This window comes from Pseudomonas sp. 3MA1, from assembly GCF_029237275.1.
Taxonomy (GTDB): Bacteria; Pseudomonadota; Gammaproteobacteria; order Pseudomonadales; family Pseudomonadaceae; genus Aquipseudomonas; species Aquipseudomonas fluorescens_AP.
On record NZ_JAACFX010000002.1, the window covers coordinates 478,818 to 498,313 of the forward strand.

The 19,496-nt window shown below is 63.1% G+C and carries 20 protein-coding genes; 14 read left to right on the forward strand and 6 right to left on the reverse strand.

The genetic code is table 11. The annotated features are described in order from the left end of the window. Positions 1 to 69 precede the first annotated feature (69 nt). Positions 70 to 648 carry a DUF6436 domain-containing protein gene (locus GWQ44_RS07340; protein WP_016963459.1) on the reverse strand — a complete coding sequence of 193 codons (579 nt, stop codon included), beginning with the start codon at positions 646 to 648 and terminating at the stop codon, positions 70 to 72. A 110-nt stretch (positions 649 to 758) separates the two neighbouring features. Between GWQ44_RS07340 and GWQ44_RS07345 the strand changes: the two genes are divergently transcribed. Beyond that, positions 759 to 1,697, forward strand: coding sequence for an alpha/beta hydrolase (locus GWQ44_RS07345; protein ID WP_179599186.1), 939 nt, complete (start codon positions 759 to 761; stop codon positions 1,695 to 1,697). 147 nt (positions 1,698 to 1,844) lie between these two features. Here GWQ44_RS07345 and GWQ44_RS07350 read toward each other — a convergent pair whose 3' ends face one another. Next, positions 1,845 to 2,597: a DUF2059 domain-containing protein gene (locus tag GWQ44_RS07350; protein ID WP_016963463.1), complete on the reverse strand. Its 753-nt coding sequence runs from the start codon at positions 2,595 to 2,597 to the stop codon at positions 1,845 to 1,847. A 161-nt stretch (positions 2,598 to 2,758) separates the two neighbouring features. On the opposite strand from GWQ44_RS07350, the gene GWQ44_RS07355 reads away from it, so the two are divergent. Together GWQ44_RS07355 and GWQ44_RS07360 are read left to right on the forward strand one after the other, a co-directional pair. Further along, complete coding sequence (locus tag GWQ44_RS07355; protein ID WP_016963466.1) at positions 2,759 to 3,391, forward strand: 2OG-Fe(II) oxygenase; 633 nt, start codon at positions 2,759 to 2,761, stop codon at positions 3,389 to 3,391. 2 nt (positions 3,392 to 3,393) lie between these two features. Beyond that, on the forward strand, positions 3,394 to 3,882 hold the full coding sequence (locus tag GWQ44_RS07360; RefSeq protein WP_047306534.1) for a DUF523 domain-containing protein: 489 nt from the start codon (positions 3,394 to 3,396) through the stop codon (positions 3,880 to 3,882). Between the two features lie 151 nt (positions 3,883 to 4,033). Here GWQ44_RS07360 and GWQ44_RS07365 read toward each other — a convergent pair whose 3' ends face one another. Continuing rightward, entirely contained in the window at positions 4,034 to 4,819 is a 786-nt protein-coding gene (locus GWQ44_RS07365) for a transporter substrate-binding domain-containing protein (protein ID WP_016963470.1), read from the reverse strand. Positions 4,820 to 4,951: 132 nt separating this feature from the next. Here GWQ44_RS07365 and GWQ44_RS07370 point away from each other — a divergent pair, with 132 nt between their 5' ends. Further along, a complete protein-coding gene (locus GWQ44_RS07370) occupies positions 4,952 to 5,389 on the forward strand; it encodes a DUF4399 domain-containing protein (RefSeq protein WP_016963473.1) in 438 nt (145 codons plus the stop codon). A gap of 138 nt (positions 5,390 to 5,527) precedes the next feature. On the opposite strand, the gene serA is transcribed toward GWQ44_RS07370, so the two are convergent. Further along, positions 5,528 to 6,757, reverse strand: coding sequence for a phosphoglycerate dehydrogenase (gene serA, locus GWQ44_RS07375; protein WP_016963474.1), 1,230 nt, complete (start codon positions 6,755 to 6,757; stop codon positions 5,528 to 5,530). Positions 6,758 to 6,961: 204 nt separating this feature from the next. Here serA and GWQ44_RS07380 point away from each other — a divergent pair, with 204 nt between their 5' ends. From GWQ44_RS07380 to GWQ44_RS07395, 4 genes are all read left to right on the forward strand, one after another. Continuing rightward, positions 6,962 to 8,356: an FAD-binding oxidoreductase gene (locus tag GWQ44_RS07380; RefSeq protein ID WP_042940671.1), complete on the forward strand. Its 1,395-nt coding sequence runs from the start codon at positions 6,962 to 6,964 to the stop codon at positions 8,354 to 8,356. Between the two features lie 43 nt (positions 8,357 to 8,399). Next, complete coding sequence (locus tag GWQ44_RS07385; protein ID WP_275926958.1) at positions 8,400 to 9,065, forward strand: fumarylacetoacetate hydrolase family protein; 666 nt, start codon at positions 8,400 to 8,402, stop codon at positions 9,063 to 9,065. A 164-nt stretch (positions 9,066 to 9,229) separates the two neighbouring features. Next, positions 9,230 to 10,156, forward strand: coding sequence for an SdiA-regulated domain-containing protein (locus tag GWQ44_RS07390; protein ID WP_042940672.1), 927 nt, complete (start codon positions 9,230 to 9,232; stop codon positions 10,154 to 10,156). A 103-nt stretch (positions 10,157 to 10,259) separates the two neighbouring features. Further along, complete coding sequence (locus tag GWQ44_RS07395) at positions 10,260 to 11,165, forward strand: SdiA-regulated domain-containing protein (protein WP_275926959.1); 906 nt, start codon at positions 10,260 to 10,262, stop codon at positions 11,163 to 11,165. 55 nt (positions 11,166 to 11,220) lie between these two features. Here GWQ44_RS07395 and rpiA read toward each other — a convergent pair whose 3' ends face one another. Beyond that, positions 11,221 to 11,892: a ribose-5-phosphate isomerase RpiA gene (rpiA, locus tag GWQ44_RS07400; protein WP_016963479.1), complete on the reverse strand. Its 672-nt coding sequence runs from the start codon at positions 11,890 to 11,892 to the stop codon at positions 11,221 to 11,223. A gap of 227 nt (positions 11,893 to 12,119) precedes the next feature. On the opposite strand from rpiA, the gene ilvA reads away from it, so the two are divergent. The 4 genes from ilvA to GWQ44_RS07420 are packed head-to-tail and all read left to right on the forward strand — an operon-like array spanning position 12,120 to position 15,850. Beyond that, on the forward strand, positions 12,120 to 13,634 hold the full coding sequence (gene ilvA, locus GWQ44_RS07405) for a threonine ammonia-lyase, biosynthetic (protein ID WP_103742122.1): 1,515 nt from the start codon (positions 12,120 to 12,122) through the stop codon (positions 13,632 to 13,634). A gap of 40 nt (positions 13,635 to 13,674) precedes the next feature. Beyond that, a complete protein-coding gene (locus GWQ44_RS07410; RefSeq protein ID WP_047306529.1) occupies positions 13,675 to 14,103 on the forward strand; it encodes a DUF2269 family protein in 429 nt (142 codons plus the stop codon). A gap of 26 nt (positions 14,104 to 14,129) precedes the next feature. Further along, complete coding sequence (locus GWQ44_RS07415) at positions 14,130 to 15,386, forward strand: DoxX-like family protein (RefSeq protein ID WP_275926960.1); 1,257 nt, start codon at positions 14,130 to 14,132, stop codon at positions 15,384 to 15,386. Beyond that, entirely contained in the window at positions 15,383 to 15,850 is a 468-nt protein-coding gene (locus GWQ44_RS07420; RefSeq protein WP_016967274.1) for a DUF2269 domain-containing protein, read from the forward strand. The genes GWQ44_RS07415 and GWQ44_RS07420 overlap by 4 nt, the downstream gene beginning before the upstream one ends. A 50-nt stretch (positions 15,851 to 15,900) precedes the next feature. On the opposite strand, the gene GWQ44_RS07425 is transcribed toward GWQ44_RS07420, so the two are convergent. Continuing rightward, complete coding sequence (locus GWQ44_RS07425; RefSeq protein WP_016967275.1) at positions 15,901 to 16,557, reverse strand: HAD family hydrolase; 657 nt, start codon at positions 16,555 to 16,557, stop codon at positions 15,901 to 15,903. A 144-nt stretch (positions 16,558 to 16,701) separates the two neighbouring features. On the opposite strand from GWQ44_RS07425, the gene GWQ44_RS07430 reads away from it, so the two are divergent. Both GWQ44_RS07430 and ptsP read left to right on the forward strand, forming a co-directional pair. Beyond that, positions 16,702 to 17,181: an RNA pyrophosphohydrolase gene (locus GWQ44_RS07430; RefSeq protein WP_011064073.1), complete on the forward strand. Its 480-nt coding sequence runs from the start codon at positions 16,702 to 16,704 to the stop codon at positions 17,179 to 17,181. 22 nt (positions 17,182 to 17,203) lie between these two features. Next, positions 17,204 to 19,483 carry a phosphoenolpyruvate--protein phosphotransferase gene (gene ptsP, locus GWQ44_RS07435; RefSeq protein WP_047306526.1) on the forward strand — a complete coding sequence of 760 codons (2,280 nt, stop codon included), beginning with the start codon at positions 17,204 to 17,206 and terminating at the stop codon, positions 19,481 to 19,483. The last annotated feature ends 13 nt before the right edge of the window (positions 19,484 to 19,496 follow it).

Genomic DNA, 19,496 nt, shown 5'->3' on the forward strand with positions numbered 1-19,496 from the left:
GAGCTGCAGAGATTTAGCACAAGTCTCGGGTATCGCGCAGGAGGCAGTCCTTGAATAGTCGCGAATGCCCTAGTGGGTGCTGGCCGGCCAGGGACAATAGCAGCCTACCGCCAGGGTATGGGTGGCATTGATCTGGCGATCGCTGGCCAGGGCCTGGAGGATGGGCTCGATGAAGCTGTTGCTGGAGTTGCAGGTCAGGCCTTCGCTGTAGGGCCCGAAGTAGGCCAGCTTGCCGTTGCGATCCCAGATCGCCACCGCCGGACTGGCGGGGATCTGTTCGGCGCCGGGCAGGTGATCGAGGGTTTTCAGGGCGCTCAGGGTTGCGGGCAACTGGCCGTGACTGCCGGGTTTCTGCACCGAGTAGAACTCCACGCCTTGCGGACCATAGGTGGCGATCAGCTCGGCCAGGTGCTGCTGGTTGCCGACGTTGCAGGGGCAGGCCGGGTCCCAGAAGTGCACCAGGCGAATGGCGCCAGGGCCGGCCAGTTCGGCGGGCAGTTGCAGCGGGTCGCCGGAGAAGACCGCGGTGTGTTCACTGAACGCCCGCAGATAGCGGCCCTGGAACCAGTCGTAGGCGCTCCACAGCACAACGGCGCAAAACAGGACGAGCAGGCTGGCAAGCAGGGGCGTGCGGTAAGACTGGCGCATTAAGATCGGTCCTCGAAGGTCGCGTAGCTTGCCATGCTTGTCGCGACAGATGAATATCGCAGGCCCAGAAAGCCCGTTTTGTCCCAACGCCCTCCGTTTTGGAAAACCCCATGCCCGTGAACTTCGACCCCGACCATCTGCGTGCCAGCCTGCAACCCCTGGCGGCCGGGCAGCCCTTGTCGGCCGAGGCTCAAGCCTATCAGCGCTTCTACGGGCTGGACTTTGCCGGGCGGGCGCTGGTGCCTCGCAGTCGCCTGGGGCGTATCCAGGTGGACGACTACGAGGTGGTCTGTCAGGTCTGGTGGCCGGAGCAGCCGCGGGCAACGCTGTTTCTGTTCCACGGTTTCTACGATCACATGGGCTTGTACCGGCATGTGATCGAGTGGGCGCTGCAACGCCGCTTCGTGGTGATTTCCTGCGATCTGCCAGGGCACGGGCTGTCCAGCGGCGAGCGCGCCAGCATCGATGATTTCGCGGTGTATCAGCGGGTGCTGCAGGGGCTGTTCGGCGAGGCCCGGGCCCTGGAGCTGCCTCAGCCCTGGCACCTGTTCGGGCAAAGCACCGGAGGGGCCATCATCATGGATCACCTGCTCAACCAGGGCGCCGAGAGCCCGGCCCAGGGACGGGTGGTGCTGCTCTCGCCGCTGGTGCGGCCGCGGGCCTGGGGCTGGTCGATGCTCAGCTATTACCTGCTGCGGCCCTTTGTCAGCGGGATTGCCCGGCGTTTCAGCGAAAACTCCAACGACCCGGACTTCCTCGCTTTCCTCCAGGCCGATCCCTTGCAACCGCAGCGCTTGCCAACGGCCTGGGTGGGGGCGCTGTCGCGCTGGATCAAGCGCCTGGAAGCCGCGCCGCGCAGTTCCAGGCAGCCGCTGATCGTCCAGGGCGATGCGGACATGACCGTGGACTGGCAGCACAACCTGCAGGTGATTCGCGACAAGTTCGCAACGCCTGAAGTGCTGATGCTGCCCGATGCACGGCACCACTTGGCCAATGAAATCCCGCTGTACCGCGATCAGTACTTCGCCTTCCTGACCGAGCACGTCTGAGCTGCGGGAGAGGGGTGTGGCCGCTGTCGCAGGCTGGGAACGGCCCGAAGAGCCGCTGGAGGTTCGGCGCCAGATCGCCAGGCAAGGTCCTGCCAACCTTTGCGCAGCCTCGCGGGCTCGGCAGCGGCTACCGGTGAGTTGGCGGGCTCAGGGGGCGAGGCTGGAGGTGCTCTGGCCGACTGCCAGGCCAGCGCGAATCGCCGCCAGGGCCGCCTGGTAGTAGGCCTTGCCTTCGCTGGATTCGGCGAAGGTGGCGAACTCTTCGAGTTCGGTGTCGGACAGATCCCGATAGACGTAGAGCAAGGTGTTGTTCAGGTCGTTGCCGATCTGCTGCATCAATCGCTGGCGCTGGCCGTTGAGCATGCCCTGGGCCTGACCGCCGCCCAGCAGGCCGGGGATCATCTGGCTCAGGCTGTCGGCGGCGACCCCGGCAATCGCCAGGCTGACTTCCGCCCCGGCTTCCTTGGCCGGCAGGGCCTGGGCCAGGTGACCGATGATCAACTGGCGGGTGTCGCTGGCCTGCATCTTCGGCAGGCCCTGGGCGTTCTTGGCCAACTGGTCGCGACGGGTGGCCAGCAGTTCGGCGGCAACGATCTTGCGTCCCAGCGGCGACTGGAAGAAGGCCAGGGCCGGAGCCGGATCGGCCAGGTGCTGGCGCAGCTGGGCCTCGGCGCGGCGGTCCACGGCCTGGGGCGCGAAGCGCTGGTTGCTGTTGTCCACCAGGGCCTGGTAGACCGCCGGCGGCAAGCTGTTCTGGTAGCGCTGCTGGGCGGCGCTGAGGGCATCGTTGAAATGCGCGCGCTGTTCCGGCCAACCGGCGACCTTGTACAACTGGTCGTGGCTGTCTGCCCAGGCAGGCAAGGCGCAGAACATCAACAGTGAGAAAAGCAAACGGCGCATAAGGACTCCTGTCAGCAGGCGACTATTCTCCGGGGCAAGGCGGTGGTTGTCGAGAATTCGTATCAGGATCGTCAGCTAAAGTCATGAGTGGTAAGTGCATTGGAAAAAATGCCTGATCCTCCGCTCTGTGGCTCTGTCGGATTTATCTGATGCTGGATACTATGCGCGCCATGCAAATAACCTCTGATCACCCGCTGTTGTTGAACATTGTCGACGACCTGGCCGCCCGTGGCTGGTCGCAGCAAAATGTCTTTCTGTCCGAGGCTCTGACCCTCGAACTGGCGGCTGAGTGCCGTAAACGTGCGGCTGAAGGTGAACTGGCGCCGGCCGCGGTGGGTCGCGGGCCGGCCCAGGAGATTCGCGAGGGGATCCGCGGCGACCATATCCAGTGGCTGGAGCCCGGCCAGGCCGGGGCCAGCGACACCTACCTGGGATTGATGGACAGCCTGCGCGAGGCCCTCAATCGCGGCCTGTTTCTGGGGTTGGAGGACTTCGAGTGCCACTTCGCGATGTATCCGCCCGGGGCTTTCTACAAGCGCCATGTGGACCGCTTTCGCGACGATGACCGGCGCATGGTGTCGGCGGTGATCTACCTCAATGAGCAGTGGCTGCCCGAGCACGGTGGGCAGTTGCGCATGTACCTCAATGACCAGGGGCAATACGATGTGCTCCCCGTCGGGGGCCGGCTGGTGGTGTTTCTCTCCGGCGAGGTGCCCCATGAAGTCCTGCCCGCGACCCGGGAACGCCTGTCCCTGACCGGTTGGTTCCGGCGTCGTGGTAACGAGCCATTCTGAACATGCACAAGATCCTGGTCAGCCGTTGTCTGTTGGGCCACCGCGTACGCTACGACGGCGGTGCCAGCGGGCCGTTCGATCAACTGGCCGCCTGGCTGCAAGAGGGGCGGGTGGTTGCGCTCTGTCCGGAAGTGGCCGGTGGCCTGCCGACGCCACGGGCGGCGGCGGAGATTCCCGGCGGGCAAGGGGTCGATGTGCTTGCAGGACGGGCGCCGGTGATGACCACGGAAGGCGAAGATGTCAGCGCCCAATTCCTCTTTGGGGCGCGCCAGGCGCTGGAGCTTGTGGAACAGCACGGGATTGGCGTTGCCGTGCTCAAGGCCAACAGCCCATCCTGCGGCAACCTGCTGACCTATGACGGCACCTTCAGCGGGGTCAAAGTCCAGGGCGAAGGGGTAACCGCGGCATTGCTGAGGCAGCACGGGGTCCAGGTCTTCAGCGAACTGCAACTGGCCGAAGCCGCTGCCGCCCTGGCCGCACTGTCCTTGTAGCCGCTGCCGAGCTCCAGCGAGGCTGCGAAAAGGCTCGCAGAGCCTTGCCTGGCGGTCTCTCGCCGACCTCTAGCGGCCAAATTCCTGCGTCCCTTCGGGCCGTTCGCAGCCTGCGGCAGCGGCTACAGGTCAATCCGGCAGGTTGTGTCGTTTACTGCCCGGCGTCGCTCTTGGGCGGTTTGCTGGCATCCATGCCGAACCATTTCTCCGAGAGAGCCATCAGTCGCCCATCGGCCTTGATCCGCTGCAAAGCGCTATCCAGGCTGGCCTGGAACGCCGGGTTACCTTTCTGGAACGGAATCGCCAGGCTCAGGGTCGGCCCCACCTTGGCTCCTTCCTTCACCGGCAGGCGGCTGTCGCGAATGGCGTAGGGAATCAACAGGCGATCGCTGATGGCGGCGTCGATCTGCTTGTCCGCCACGTCCTTGATCGGCTGCTGGGCGTCGGCGTAGCTGCGCAGGTTGATCCCTTCAACGGTGCGCGCCTGATCGACGAACTGGCTGCCCTGAGCCACGCCCAGGGCCTGGCCGCGCAGGGCCTGCAGGGAAAACAGCGGGCGCTGTTCTTCCTTGCGCACGATCAATTGGGCGCTGGAGTAGCTGTAGGGCTCGCTGAAATCGAAACGATCCTTGAGTTCCGGGGTCACTGCTATGTGGTTGATGGCCACGTCGAAGCGGCCGCTTTCCACACCGGGCAGCAGTTCGGCGGCAGCCGTCACCACGAAGTCCGGGCGTACATCCAGTTCACTGGCCAGCAACTGTCCCAGCTCCACCTCGAAGCCGGTGAGTTTGCCGTCATCCTTGAAGTTGAAGGGTGGCGCATTGGCTTCCAGGGCGATGCGCAGTTCCCCGCGGTCATTGATGTCGTCCATCAGTTCGGCTTGAGCGCAAGTGCTCACAAGGGGCAGCAAAAGTATCAGGCCAGGCAGGAAACGCATGGTCACTCCTTGAATTTATATGAGCGATGCGCCGTTCAGGCTCGCTTTGCTAAGGTGTTGAGTGCCTTCGACAACGAATCGCCACGAAGTTGTCATAACCGTAAAAGAATTGCGGAAAAACTGGAGAAGATAATGAAAAATTTTATGTCTCGTGCGGCCCTGGCCGGGCTGTTGCTGGGTGCCTCGATGCTGGCCGGCGCAGCGGAGATTCCGCGCACTGCCGCCCCCGCCGGCGCCAAGGTGTTCATTGTTTCCCCCGCTGATGGGGCCGTCGTGGACAAGACCTTCACCGTCAAGTTCGGCGTTGAGGGCATCGCCCTGGCCCCGGCCGGTGATCAGACCGCGAACACCGGCCACCATCACCTGCTGATCGACGTCGACCAGTTGCCGGCGGAAAACCTGCCGATCCCGATGGACGCCAACCACCTGCACTTCGGCAAGGCCCAGACCGAAACCGAAGTGACCCTGACCCCCGGCAAGCACACCCTGCAACTGGAGCTGGGGGACAAGAACCACGTGCCGTTCGACCCGGTCATCGTCTCCAAGAAAATCACAGTGACAGTGAAATAATCGTAAATGCCGCGCAAAAAAAAGGGAGCCGATCAAGGCTCCCTTTTTTTGCGCGGCTAGCGGCAAGGTTTTAGCTACAAGCGGCAAGTAAGAGCGGGCTCTGGCTTGCGGCTTGAAACTTGCCGCTTGAAGCGGCTCTTAGAACAGCACGCGGCAACGGATGGTGCCGTTGATGTGCTGCAGCTTCTCTTGCGCCAGGTCCGAGTACTCGGCGTCGACGTCGATCACCACGTAGCCGACCTTTTCGTTGGTCTGCAGGAACTGGCCGGAGATGTTGATGCCGTTTTCGGCGAAGACCTTGTTGATCTCGCTCATCACGCCCGGGATGTTCTCGTGGATGTGCAGCAGGCGGTGCTTGCCAGGGTGGGCCGGCAGCGCCACTTCCGGGAAGTTGACCGAGGATACCGAAGTACCGTTGTCGCTGTACTTGACCAGCTTCTCTGCCACTTCCAGGCCGATGTTGGCTTGGGCTTCAGCGGTGGAACCGCCGATGTGCGGAGTCAGGATCACGTTGTCCAGGCCGCGCAGCGGACTTTCGAACTCTTCGTCGTTGGAACGCGGTTCGACCGGGAATACGTCGATGGCCGCACCGATCAGGTGCTTGTCCTTGATCGCGTCCGCCAGGGCGTCCAGCTCGACCACGGTGCCGCGAGCGGCGTTGATCAGGATGCCGCCCTTCTTGATGGCGCGAATTTCCTTCTCGCCGATCATCCACTGGGTGGCCGGGGTTTCCGGCACGTGCAGGGTCACGATGTCGGACATGCCCAGCAGTTCGTGCAGGTTGCCCACTTGGGTGGCGTTGCCCAGCGGCAGCTTGGTCACGGTGTCGTAGAAGAACACCTGCATCCCCAGGCCTTCAGCCAGTACCGACAGCTGAGTACCAATGGAGCCGTAACCGACGATACCCAGCTTCTTGCCGCGGATTTCGAAGGAATTGGCCGCGCTCTTGATCCAGCCGCCACGGTGGCAGGAAGCGTTTTTCTCAGGGATGCCGCGCAGCAGCAGGATGGCCTCGGCCAGCACCAGCTCGGCGACCGAACGGGTGTTGGAGTAAGGCGCGTTGAACACCGCAATGCCGCGCTCGCGAGCGGCAGACAGGTCAACCTGGTTGGTGCCGATGCAGAAGCAGCCCACAGCGACCAGTTTCTTCGCGTGGTCGAAGATTTCTTCGGTCAGTTGAGTGCGGGAGCGAATGCCGATGAAGTGCGCATCGGCGATCTTTTCCTTGAGCTGGGCTTCCGGCAGAGAACCGGTGAGGTACTCGATGCTGGTGTAGCCGGCGGCCTTGAGGACGTCGACAGCGGATTGGTGGACGCCTTCGAGGAGAAGGAACTTGATCTTGCTCTTATCGAGAGAAGTCTTGCTCATCTGCGTAAACCTGTGTCCCGGAGAAAAATGGCAGGGAAATGGACAGCTTGAGCTGACCTGGACGGCATGCAACCGCCACCGCGGAAAGGCCCTTGGGCACTCTCCTGCGGGGGCGGTATGCTAGCATACGCGCCCCGCTAAACACTCATTCCTGCGACGTGAAGCGTTCTCAGGATGACCATGAATTGTTCGAGAGTTCTGTCGATGACCAATCCTGCCCTGATTGATGAACTGAAGACCCTGGTTGAGCCTGGCAAGGTGCTGACCGACGCTGGCTCCCTGGAAGCTTACGGCAAGGATTGGACCAAGCATTTCGCCCCGGCCCCGACGGCCATCGTGTTTCCCAAGACCATCGAGCAGGTTCAGGCCATCGTGCGCTGGGCCAACCAGCACCGGGTGGCCCTGGTGCCTTCCGGCGGGCGTACCGGCCTGTCGGCCGCCGCCGTGGCAGCCAATGGCGAAGTGGTGGTGTCTTTCGACTACATGAACCAGATCCTCGACCTGAACCTGACGGATCGCACCGCGGTGTGCCAGCCGGGCGTGGTCACCGAGCAGTTGCAGAACCTGGCGCAAGAAAACGGCCTCTATTACCCGGTGGATTTCGCTTCGGCAGGTTCCAGTCAGATTGGCGGCAATATCGGCACCAATGCCGGCGGGATCAAGGTGATTCGCTACGGCATGACCCGCAACTGGGTGGCCGGCATGAAAGTGGTCACCGGCAAGGGTGATGTGCTGGAGCTGAACAAGGACCTGATCAAGAACGCCACCGGCTACGACCTGCGCCAGCTGTTCATCGGCGCCGAAGGCACCCTGGGGTTCGTGGTCGAGGCCACCATGCGCCTGGATCGGGCGCCGAAGAACCTCACTGCCATGGTGCTTGGCACCGCCGACTTCGATTCGATCATGCCGGTGCTGCACGCCTTCCAGAGCAAGCTTGATCTGACCGCCTTCGAATTCTTTTCCGACAAGGCCCTGGCCAAGGTCCTGGCCCGTGGCGACGTACCGGCACCGTTCGAATCCGACTGCCCGTTCTACGCGTTGCTGGAATTCGAAGCCACCACCGAGGAAGTGGCCAACCAGGCCCTGGAAACCTTCGAGCACTGTGTCGAGCAGGGCTGGGTGCTGGACGGGGTGATGAGCCAGAGCGAAACCCAGTTGCAGAACCTGTGGAAACTGCGCGAGTACATCTCCGAAACCATCTCCCACTGGACGCCCTACAAGAACGACATCTCGGTCACCGTGTCGAAAGTCCCGGCCTTCCTTCAGGAAATCGACGCCATTGTTGGCAAGCACTACCCGGATTTCGAAATCGTCTGGTTCGGTCACATCGGCGACGGCAACCTGCACCTGAACATCCTCAAGCCGGACAACCTGAGCAAGGACGAGTTCTTCGCCAAGTGCGCCACGGTCAACAAGTGGGTGTTCGAAACCGTCGAGAAGTACAACGGTTCGATTTCCGCCGAACACGGCGTGGGCATGACCAAGCGCGATTACCTGACCTACAGCCGCTCGCCGGTGGAGATCGAGTACATGAAGGCGGTCAAGGCGGTGTTCGATCCCAACGGCATCATGAACCCGGGCAAGATCTTCGCCGTTTGAGCGCAAGCAGCAGCCTGATGAAGCACACAAGCAGGAGTCGGTAATGAGCTATCAGCACCAGTATGTCGACGGTACCCGGATTCATTTTCCGGTAGGCAAGTTGGTATGCATCGGCCGCAACTATGCCGAGCACGCCAAGGAGTTGGACAACCCGGTTCCTACCGAACCCCTGCTGTTTATCAAGCCGGGCAGTTGTGTGGTGCCGCTGGAAGGGGGCTTCAGCATTCCCACCGACCGTGGCTCGGTGCACTACGAGGCGGAGATCGCGGTGTTGATCGGCAAGCCGCTGTCCACCCAGCCCAGCCGCGAGGAAGTGCTGGATGCCATCTCCGGCTTTGCCCCGGCGCTGGACCTGACCCTGCGGGACAAGCAGGCCGAGCTGAAGGCCAAGGGCCTGCCGTGGGAGATTTCCAAGTGCTTCGACGGGGCGGCGGTCCTTGCGCCCTTTGTGGTGAGCAGCAGTTTTGCCGACCTGACCGATATCGGCATTCGCCTGACCATCAACGGCGAAGTGCGCCAGGACGGCAACAGCAGCGTCATGCTCAACCCCATCGTGCCGATGATTCAGTACATGGCCGGTTGCTTCTCCCTGCAGGCCGGCGACGTGATTCTTACCGGTACGCCGGTGGGGGTTGGTCCACTGAATGTCGGTGATGAGCTGGTGCTGGAGCTGCCGGGCGTCAGTCGTTTCACCAGCAGCATTCGTTGATCCGAATCTCTTTGCGCTGACCCGGCAATCCAGGGCGCAGCGCAGAGGGCTCGGCGAGCTTTAACCGGTTTTTCACATTTTCTCCGGATAATTCCGAGGTTTATGGTTCGCGGATCCGAAATTCGTGTGCTATTACCATTGGCCGAGCTTCTGGAATCTGTGTGATGGACGCCCACTCCCTACCCAAACCTCACCCCATCCGCCGCCTGCGCTTGCGCATGCGCTGGTACTCCTGGCTGCTGCTGGCGGGCGTGATCTGCTATGGCGTTGCCAGTGTCATGCACTGGGACGATCGTGGCGCGCTTTGGCTTCAGGAAGGCTTTGTCAGCAGCGCCGAGCGTAACGCCAGCATCTGGCTGCCCAGTTACCGGGCGGTCATCGATGCCAAGGCCCTGCCGGGAATGGAGCGCGATGAAGCCTCCGATCTTTCCTACAATCCGCACAGCAAAACCCTGTTTTCCGTGATGGGCAAGAATCCGTTCCTGGTGGAGCTGACTCTGCAGGGCGACGTCCTGCGCAAAATGCCGCTGGTGGGTTGGAGCAATCCGGAAGGGGTGGCGGTCCTGGAAAACGGCCTGCTGGCGATCGTCGATGAGCGCCAGCATTCGCTGGTGATCGTCAAGGTCGATGCCAACACCCAAGCGCTGAATATCGCCGATTTCCCCCAGTACGACCTGGGCCCTTCGCAAGACCAGAACAAGGCCTTCGAAGCCATCGCCTGGAACCCGCGCAAGCAGCAACTGCTGCTGGGCGAGGAGCGTCCTCCGGCGCTGTTCACCTGGAACAGCGATGGCAGTCAGGTGCTCAAGGGCGACAAGCAGAAGCTGGCCAGCGATGAACTCGACCTGCGCAACCTTTCGGCCCTGGGCGTCGACCCGCGTACCGGTCATGTTTTGGTGCTGTCCGCCGACTCCCACCTGCTGCTGGAGCTGGACGAGCAGGGCGAGCAAGTCAGCTTCATGGCCTTGCTCGGTGGCTTCAACGGCTTGAAGAAAACCATTCCCCGGGCCGAAGGCGTGGCCATGGATGAAGCCGGCAACCTGTACATGGTCAGCGAACCCAACCTGTTCTATCGCTTCGAGAAGCAGTGAATCCCCGGCTCGGCGCCTGAGCCGGGCCGTCCCGCGGCATTAAGCTTGAATTCAGTGGGCTGTGATATTTCATTCGCCTGTCCTGAATTCGAGCTTCCTCGCCATGTATCGCCTGACCCGTTTGCAACCCCTCTACCTGATTCTCGGCCTGATGGCCGCGCTGCTGGCGGCGTTTGTCCACAATCACCGGTTGTGGCAGCGCGCCTGGTTTGACTGGCAAACCTACTGGCAGGTAGCGGCCCCCGAGTCGCTGGGGCTGGGCGACTATCGGATGGTGCTGGAGGCGCAGCCGATCAAGGGCCTGGACGAAGTTTCGGCGCTGACCTACGACCCGCTGCGCAACAGCCTGTTTACCGTGACCAACAAGAATGCCGAGCTGGTCGAGCTGTCCCTGGACGGTCAGGTCCTGCGGCGCATTGCCCTGGTGGGCTTCGGGGATCCGGAGGCGGTGGAGTTCATCAGCGCCAATACCTATGTAATCAGCGATGAGCGGCAGCAGCGGCTGATCAAGATCCAGCTGGACGACGAAACCACCGTGGTGGACGCGGCACAGGCCGAGCAGATCACCCTCGGCGTGCACCTCCCGGGGAACAAGGGCTTCGAAGGCCTGGCTTACGATTCACAGGGCCAGCGCCTGTTCGTCGCCAAGGAGCGCGACCCGATGCTGATCTATGAAGTGCAGGGCTTCCCCCATCACGATCCGGAAAAGTCCTACGGGGTGCATGTGCTGAATAACCCCAAGCGGGATGCCGGGCTCTTTGTGCGCGATCTTTCCAGCCTGCAATACGACGAGCGCAGCGGCCATCTGCTGGCCCTGTCGGACGAATCTCGCTTGGTGGTGGAACTGGACGTGGACGGGCGCCCGCTCAGCACCCTGGCATTGGGCAAGGGCCGCCAGGGCTTGAGCAAGTCGGTGCCCCAGGCCGAAGGGATGGCCATGGATGACGCCGGCACCCTGTATCTGGTGAGCGAGCCGAACCTGTTCTACGTCTTCAAGAAACCCATGTAGGCGCTGGCTTGCCAGCGAAGCGGCCTTGCGCCGTCCACGCTGGCAAACCGGCGGCTCAGGCCTTGAGGGTTTTCACCCCTTCAGCAGTGCCCAGCAGCAGCACATCGGCGGGGCGCGCGGCGAACAGGCCATTGGTGACCACGCCGACGATGGCGTTGATCTGGCTTTCCAGCTCCACCGGGTTGGTGATCTGCATGTTGTGCACGTCGAGGATGATGTTGCCGTTGTCGGTGATCACGCCTTCGCGGTACACCGGGTCGCCGCCCAGCTTCACCAGCTCGCGGGCCACGTGGCTGCGAGCCATCGGGATCACTTCCACCGGCAGCGGGAAGTTGCCCAGCACCGGCACCAGCTTGCTGGCGTCGGCGATGCAGATGAAGGTCTTGGCCACGGCGGCGACGATCTTTTCCCGGGTCAGGGCGGCGCCGCCACCCTTGATCAGGTTCAGGTGCTCGTCGCTTTCGTCGGCGCCGTCGATGTAGAACTCCAGGTCGCTGACGGTATTGAGCTCGTACACCGGAATCCCGTGGCCCTTGAGGCGCGCGGCGGTGGCTTCGGAGCTGGCCACGGCGCCGTCGAAGGCGCCCTTGTGCAGGGCCAGGGCGTCGATGAAGCAGTTGGCGGTGGAGCCGGTGCCGACCCCGACGATGCTCTTGTCATCGAGTTTCGGGAGGATAAGGTCGACGGCGGCCTGGGCGACGGCCTGTTTGAGTTGATCCTGGGTCATGCGGGCTCCGAAGCGGGCAAGGGGGGGCACAAAGGCCGGCATTATAGGCGCCGCGGCAGATCCGGTCATTGCCCGTTTGGCTAATCGGCCGGGGTGGACGGGGAGTTCGCATGGCGGGGGAGAGGCTTTGAGGGTGCGGGCTAAAACCTCGGTATTCGTGTGGTCGCCCGGGCAAACGCTGGGTTAGACTCCTTGGCCCTGCCCAACCCGCTCAGTGATGCTTTCCGATGCTCGAACAGTACGTCAAGAAGATCCTCACCTCGCGCGTTTATGACGTTGCCGTAGAAACCCCATTGCAGACTGCCCGCCAGCTCTCCGAGCGGCTGGGCAATCAGATCTGGCTCAAGCGCGAAGACTTGCAGCCGGTGTTCTCGTTCAAGATTCGTGGCGCCTACAACAAGCTGACCCAGCTCAGCGACGCCGAGCGCGCTCGCGGCGTGGTGACCGCGTCGGCCGGCAATCACGCCCAGGGCCTGGCCCTGGCGGCCAAGGTGCTGGGGGTCAAGGCCACCATCGTGATGCCCAAGACCACCCCGGAGATCAAGGTCGAAGGCGTGCGTTCCCGTGGCGGCAAAGTGGTGCTGCACGGCGATACCTTCCCCGAGGCGCTGGCCTATTCGCTGAAGCTGGTGGATGAAAAAGGCTACGTCTATATCCATCCCTACGATGATCCGCACACCATTGCCGGGCAGGGCACGGTGGCCATGGAGATTCTGCGCCAGCACCCTGGCCCGCTGGATGCGATTTTCGTTCCGGTCGGTGGCGGCGGCCTGATCGCCGGCATTGCCGCCTATGTGAAGTACCTGCGTCCGGAAACCAAGATCATCGGCGTCGAGCCGGACGATTCCAACTGCCTGCAAGCCGCCATGGCCGCGGGTGAGCGGGTGGTGCTGCCGACCGTGGGGATCTTTGCCGACGGCGTGGCGGTGGCGCAGATCGGCCAGCACACCTTCGACATCTGCAAGCACTATGTGGACGAAGTGATCACCGTCAGCACCGACGAGATCTGCGCGGCGATCAAGGATATCTACGACGATACCCGCTCGATCACCGAACCTGCCGGTGCCCTGGGCGTGGCCGGGATCAAGAAATACGTCGAGCAGCGCGGCATCAGCGGGCAGACCCTGGTGGCCATCGATTCCGGGGCCAACGTCAACTTCGACCGCCTGCGCCACGTGGCCGAGCGCGCCGAGCTGGGCGAGGGCCGTGAAGCCATCATCGCCGTGACCATTCCCGAGAAGCCGGGCAGCTTCAAGGCGTTCTGCGAGGCGGTGGGCAAACGCCAGATCACCGAATTCAACTACCGCTACAACACCGGCAGCGAAGCGCACATTTTCGTCGGCGTGCAGACCCACCCGGAAAACGATCCGCGCAGCGCCCTGATCGCCAGTCTGACCGGGCAGGGCTTTCCGGTGATCGACCTGACCGACAACGAACTGGCCAAGCTGCACATCCGCTACATGGTCGGTGGCCATGCCGAGAAGGTCAGCGACGAAGTGGTGCTGCGCTTCGAGTTCCCGGAGCGTCCGGGCGCGCTGTTCAACTTCCTCAACAAGCTGGGCGGCCGCTGGAACATTTCGATGTTCCACTACCGCAACCATGGCGCGGCGGACGGCCGGGTCGTGGCCGGCCTGCAAGTGCCGGCCGAGGAGCGTCACCTGGTGCCGGCGGCCCTGGAGCAGATCGGCTATCCGTACTGGGATGAAAGCGACAACCCGGCGTACCAGCTGTTCCTGGGCTGAACGACTACGCTGAGGAACGGAGCCTTAAGGAAGCGAGAACATGGAAACACTGAGCACGCTGAAGACGCTTCATGTACTGGCCACGGTGCTGCTGTTGGGCAGCGCCCTGGGGCTGGCGATCTGGACCTGGCGCCTGCGCCGCCAGGGTGATGCCACGGTTTACAGCCGGGTGTTGCAGCGTCCGGGGCTGTTCGGCTGGTTGCTGCTGGCCATCGGTCTGCTGAGCCTGCCGTTCAGTGGCTGGGGGATGGTGCATCTGGTGGGCTGGCCGCTGGGCCAGGCCTGGCTCCTGGGCTCCAGCGTGCTCTATACCTTGGGCGCCCTGGCCTGGCTGTGGCTGATGGTGCGGCTCAATCGCCTGCGGCGCGCCAAGACCGCCAGCGGCCTGACCTTCACCCTGGTGCTGGCGGTATTCAGCCTGGTGTGTTTTGTCGCCATTGCCGGCCTGATGGGCGCCAAGCCGGTCTGATCCCGGCGTGAACCTTAAGGATTGCCATGAAGGTTGTTCTGGTGGGGGCCACAGGGTTTGTCGGCCGCCATCTGTTGGCGGCCCTGCATGCCGCCGGTCATCAGCTGATCGCTACCAGTCGTTATCCACAGCCGCGCAGCCTGCCGGGGGTGGAATGGCGACAACTGGACCTCGATCGCCTGGGGCATGAGCCCCAGCCCTTTGTCCTGCCCGCCGATACCGATGTACTGATCAACGCCGCCGGGTTGCTGAGCACCGATGCGCGGGCGCTGACCCTGACCCAGGACCTGGGCACCCGTGCCCTGTTCGATCTGGCGGCGAGCCGAGGCGTGCGGGTGCTGCAGATTTCCGCATTGGGTGCCGGCACCCAGCCCCACGTGCCATTTCTTGCCAGCAAGGCCGCGGCAGATGATTACCTGCTGCGCTCGGGGATTCCGGCGGTGGTGCTGCGGCCGTCGCTGGTGCTGGGGGCCGGTGGTGCCAGTAGCGGCTGGCTGGCGAAGATGTCGCCCTGGCCGTTGCTGCCACTGTTGTCCAGCAAGGCGCAGATGCAGCCCCTACATGTCGAGGATTTGAGCGCGGCGGTGCTGGCGTTGCTCAGGCAATGGCCGCAGGAATCCATGATCCTGCCCCTGGTTGGCCCGGAGCGAATGACCATGGCGCAGCTGCTGGACCGTCTGCGCGCGGCCCAGGGCTGGGCCCCGGCCCGTTACTTCCAGCTGCCTTCGGTGTTGCTCAAGCTGTTGGCTGGCGCAGGTGATCGCCTGGGCTGGCGAGCACTGAACCGGCAGAGCCTGGTCATGGCTCGCAGCGATAACCTGGCGGACCCTGAAGTGCTGGCGTCGGTCTGCGGTTATCACGCGGCGCCCCTGGTGGCTCGCCTGCACGACTGGCCGCAGGCCGCGCAAAGCACCCAGCTGGCCCTGCGCCCGCTGCTGCTTGCGGTGATGGTGTTGATCTGGCTGGGTACGGCGCTGGTGTGCGTCGGCCCGGGCTACGACTGGGGCCTGCGAATCATGGCCGAGGCTGGCGTGCAGGGCGCCTGGGCGGCCCTGGCGGTAATCGGCGGAGCACTCTGCGATGCGCTGCTGGGTGTCGGTCTGCTGCTGCGGCGCTGGCGTCGTCGGGCCTTGCAGTTGCAGTTGGGGTTGATGCTCGGCTACACCCTGATCATCAGCCTGATCCTGCCGCATTTCTGGTTTGACCCTTATGCCGCCGTGGCCAAGAACCTAGTGCTGATGGTGGCGACCCTCTGGCTGTTGTGGACCGAACCCCGTCGATGAGTGCTTATCTGCTGTTGAAAACCCTGCATATCCTGTCCTCGACCGTGCTGTTCGGGCTCGGTGCCGGCTCGGCCTATTACGCCTTGCGGGCCTGGCGCAGTGGTCGGGTGGAAGTGATTGCCGTGACCTTCAAGCACCTGGTGTTCGCCGATTGGGCCTTTACCGCCACCACGGCGGTGTTCCAGCCATTGAGCGGCCTGGGGCTGGTGCATCTGGCGGGCTGGCCGATCCAGCAGGCCTGGCTGCTGTGGAGCCTGGGGCTCTATGTCGTGGCGGGGCTGTGCTGGCTGCCGGTGGTCTGGTTGCAGATCCGGGTGCACAAGATGGCCGAGCAGGCCTTGCGTGATGGGGTGGCGATGCCGATGCGGGCCCACCTTTATATGCGCTGGTGGTTTGCCCTCGGCTGGCCGGCGTTCCTGGCCTTCATGGCGATTTTCTACCTGATGGTGGCCAAGCCGGTGTAGGGCCTGTCGCTGGCAAGCCGGTGCCTACAGCCGGCTCGCCAGCACGCGGGTCAATCGCGCAGGCTGATGACCTGCCATCCGCGTTTCTCGGCTTCGGCCCGCAGGTTCGGGTCGGGATCGACGGCCACCGGGTTGCTCACTTGTTCCAGCAGCGGCAGGTCATTCATCGAGTCGCTGTAGAAGTAGCTGTCTTCCAGATCGTGGCCGGTTTCTTCCAGCCAGCGCTTGAGACGGATGACCTTGCCTTCGCGGAAGCAGGGCACGTCGGTGCTGCGTCCGGTGTAGCGACCCTCATGCATCTCGCATTCGGTGGCGATCAGGTGTTCAACCCCCAGGCGCTCGGCGATCGGCGCGGTGATGAAGCGATTGGTGGCGGTGATGATCACCAGCTTGTCGCCGGCCTCGCGGTGCTGATCCAGCAGCGCCTGGGCCTTGGGCAAGAGGATGGGTTCGATGCAGTCGCGCATGTAGTCGCGATGCCACTGTTGGAGCACGGCCATCTCAGTGCGGCCGAGGATTTCCAGGCAGAAGTTCAGGTAGGCGGCGTTGTCGAGTTGGCCGGCCAGGTAGTCCTGGTAGAACTCGTCGTTGCGGGTCTTGTAGGCGACGGCGTCGAGGAAGCCCCGCTCGCACAGGTAGTCGCCCCAGGCGTGGTCGCTGTCGCCGCCAAGCAGCGTGTTGTCCAAGTCGAATAAAGCCAGGCGCATTGCAGTTACTCACTGAAAAGTCGCGGAAAAAGGTGCCCAGAATACGGTCTTTTCACAAGAGTGCACATAAGCTAAGCAGCCTCGTTGCTGCATTCCCAAGCTTTGTGGAACAATGCGGCGACATGCGTTTGCGAGGTTGTAGCCGTGATCGACCCCGATGGTTTCCGCCCCAATGTCGGGATCATTCTGACCAATGATGCCGGACAGGTGCTATGGGCTCGCCGTATCAATCAAGATGCCTGGCAGTTTCCTCAAGGCGGGATCAACCCCGACGAGACGCCGGAAGACGCCTTGTACCGCGAGTTGAACGAAGAAGTAGGGCTGGAGCGCGAAGATGTGCAAATTCTCGCCTGCACCCGGGGCTGGTTGCGCTATCGTTTGCCGCAGCGTCTGGTCCGAACCCACAGCCAGCCGCTGTGCATCGGCCAGAAACAGAAATGGTTTCTCCTGCGCCTGATTTCCAACGAGCAGCGGGTGCGGATGGATTTGACCGGTAAACCGGAATTCGATGGCTGGCGCTGGGTCAGTTATTGGTATCCGTTGGGCCAGGTGGTGACATTCAAGCGCGAAGTGTATCGCCGCGCTCTCAAAGAGCTTGCCCCGCGCCTTTTAGTGCGCGACTGACGACGGAGTTCGACCCCGAGCCATGCTCAATACGCTGCGCAAGATCGTCCAGGAAGTTAACTCCGCCAAGGATCTCAAGGCGGCGTTGGGGATTATTGTATTGCGCGTCAAAGAGGCCATGGGCAGCCAGGTCTGCTCGGTCTACCTGCTGGACCCGGAAACCAACCGTTTCGTGCTGATGGCCACCGAGGGCTTGAACAAGCGCTCGATCGGCAAGGTCAGCATGGCCCCCAACGAAGGCCTGGTCGGTCTGGTGGGCACCCGGGAAGAGCCCCTCAACCTGGAAAACGCCGCCGATCACCCGCGTTATCGCTACTTCGCCGAAACCGGTGAGGAGCGTTATGCCTCGTTCCTCGGTGCCCCGATCATTCACCACCGTCGGGTGGTGGGCGTGCTGGTCATTCAGCAGAAAGAACGCCGTCAGTTCGACGAGGGCGAAGAAGCCTTCCTGGTGACCATGAGCGCCCAGCTGGCCGGGGTGATCGCCCATGCCGAGGCCACTGGTTCGATCCGCGGCCTGGGACGCCAGGGCAAGGGCATTCAGGAAGCCAAGTTCGTCGGCGTACCCGGCTCCCCCGGCGCCGCGGTAGGTAGCGCGGTGGTGATGCTGCCGCCGGCCGACCTGGACGTGGTGCCGGACAAACACATCACCGACATCGATGCCGAGCTGGCGCTGTTCAAGAGCGCCCTGGAAGGGGTGCGTGCCGACATGCGCGCGCTGTCGGAAAAACTTGCCACCCAGCTGCGCCCGGAAGAGCGCGCGCTGTTCGACGTCTACCTGATGATGCTCGACGACGCTTCCCTGGGCAGTGAAGTCAAGACCGTGATCAAGACCGGGCAATGGGCCCAGGGCGCGTTGCGCCAGGTGGTCACCGATCACGTCAACCGTTTCGAACTGATGGACGACGCCTACCTGCGCGAGCGCGCCTCGGACGTCAAGGACCTGGGGCGCCGGCTCCTGGCCTACCTGCAGGAAGAACGCCAGCAGACCCTGGTCTACCCCGACAACACCATCCTGGTCAGTGAAGAACTGACCCCGGCCATGCTCGGCGAAGTACCGGAAGGCAAGCTGGTGGGGCTGGTGTCGGTGCTGGGTTCGGGCAACTCCCACGTGGCAATCCTGGCCCGGGCCATGGGCATTCCCACGGTGATGGGCCTGGTGGACCTGCCGTATTCCAAGGTCGACGGCATCCAGATGATCGTCGACGGCTACCACGGCGAGGTCTACACCAACCCCAGCGAGGTACTGCGCAAGCAGTTCGCCGATGTGGTGGAAGAAGAGCGGCAACTGGCCCAGGGCCTGGACGCCTTGCGCGACCTGCCTTGCATCACCCCCGATGGCCACCGCATGCCGTTGTGGGTCAACACCGGCCTGCTGGCCGATGTGGCTCGGGCGCAGAAGCGCGGTGCCGAGGGCGTAGGCCTGTACCGCACCGAAGTGCCGTTCATGATCAACCAGCGCTTCCCCAGTGAAAAAGAGCAGCTGGCGATCTATCGCGAGCAACTGGCGGCGTTCCATCCTCAGCCGGTGACCATGCGCAGCCTGGACATCGGCGGCGACAAGTCGCTGTCGTACTTCCCGATCAAGGAAGACAACCCCTTCCTCGGCTGGCGCGGCATCCGTGTGACCCTCGACCACCCGGAAATCTTCCTGGTGCAGGCCCGGGCCATGCTCAAGGCCAGCGAGGGGCTGAACAACCTGCGTATCCTGCTGCCGATGATTTCCGGCATCCACGAACTGGAAGAAGCCCTGCACCTGATTCACCGTGCCTGGGGCGAAGTGCGTGACGAAGGCACCGACGTGCCCATGCCGCCGGTGGGGGTGATGATCGAGATTCCGGCGGCGGTGTATCAGACCCGGGAACTGGCGCGCCAGGTGGACTTCCTCTCGGTGGGCTCCAACGACTTGACCCAGTACCTGCTGGCGGTGGACCGCAACAACCCGCGGGTCGCCGATCTTTACGACTACCTGCATCCGGCGGTGCTGCAAGCCCTGCAGAACGTGGTGCGTGACGCCCATGCCGAAGGCAAGCCGGTGAGCATCTGCGGTGAGATGGCTGGCGATCCGGCGGCCGCGGTGCTGCTGATGGCCATGGGTTTCGATAGCCTGTCGATGAACGCCACCAACCTGCCGAAAGTGAAGTGGATGCTGCGCCAGATCAGCCTGAGCAAGGCCAAGGAACTGCTGGACGAGATGATGACCATCGACAACCCGCAAGTTATCCACAGCTCGCTGCAACTGGCCCTGAAGAAACTCGGGTTGGCGCGGATGATCAATCCGGCTTCGAACAAGACCCTGTAATCGAAGTGTTTTC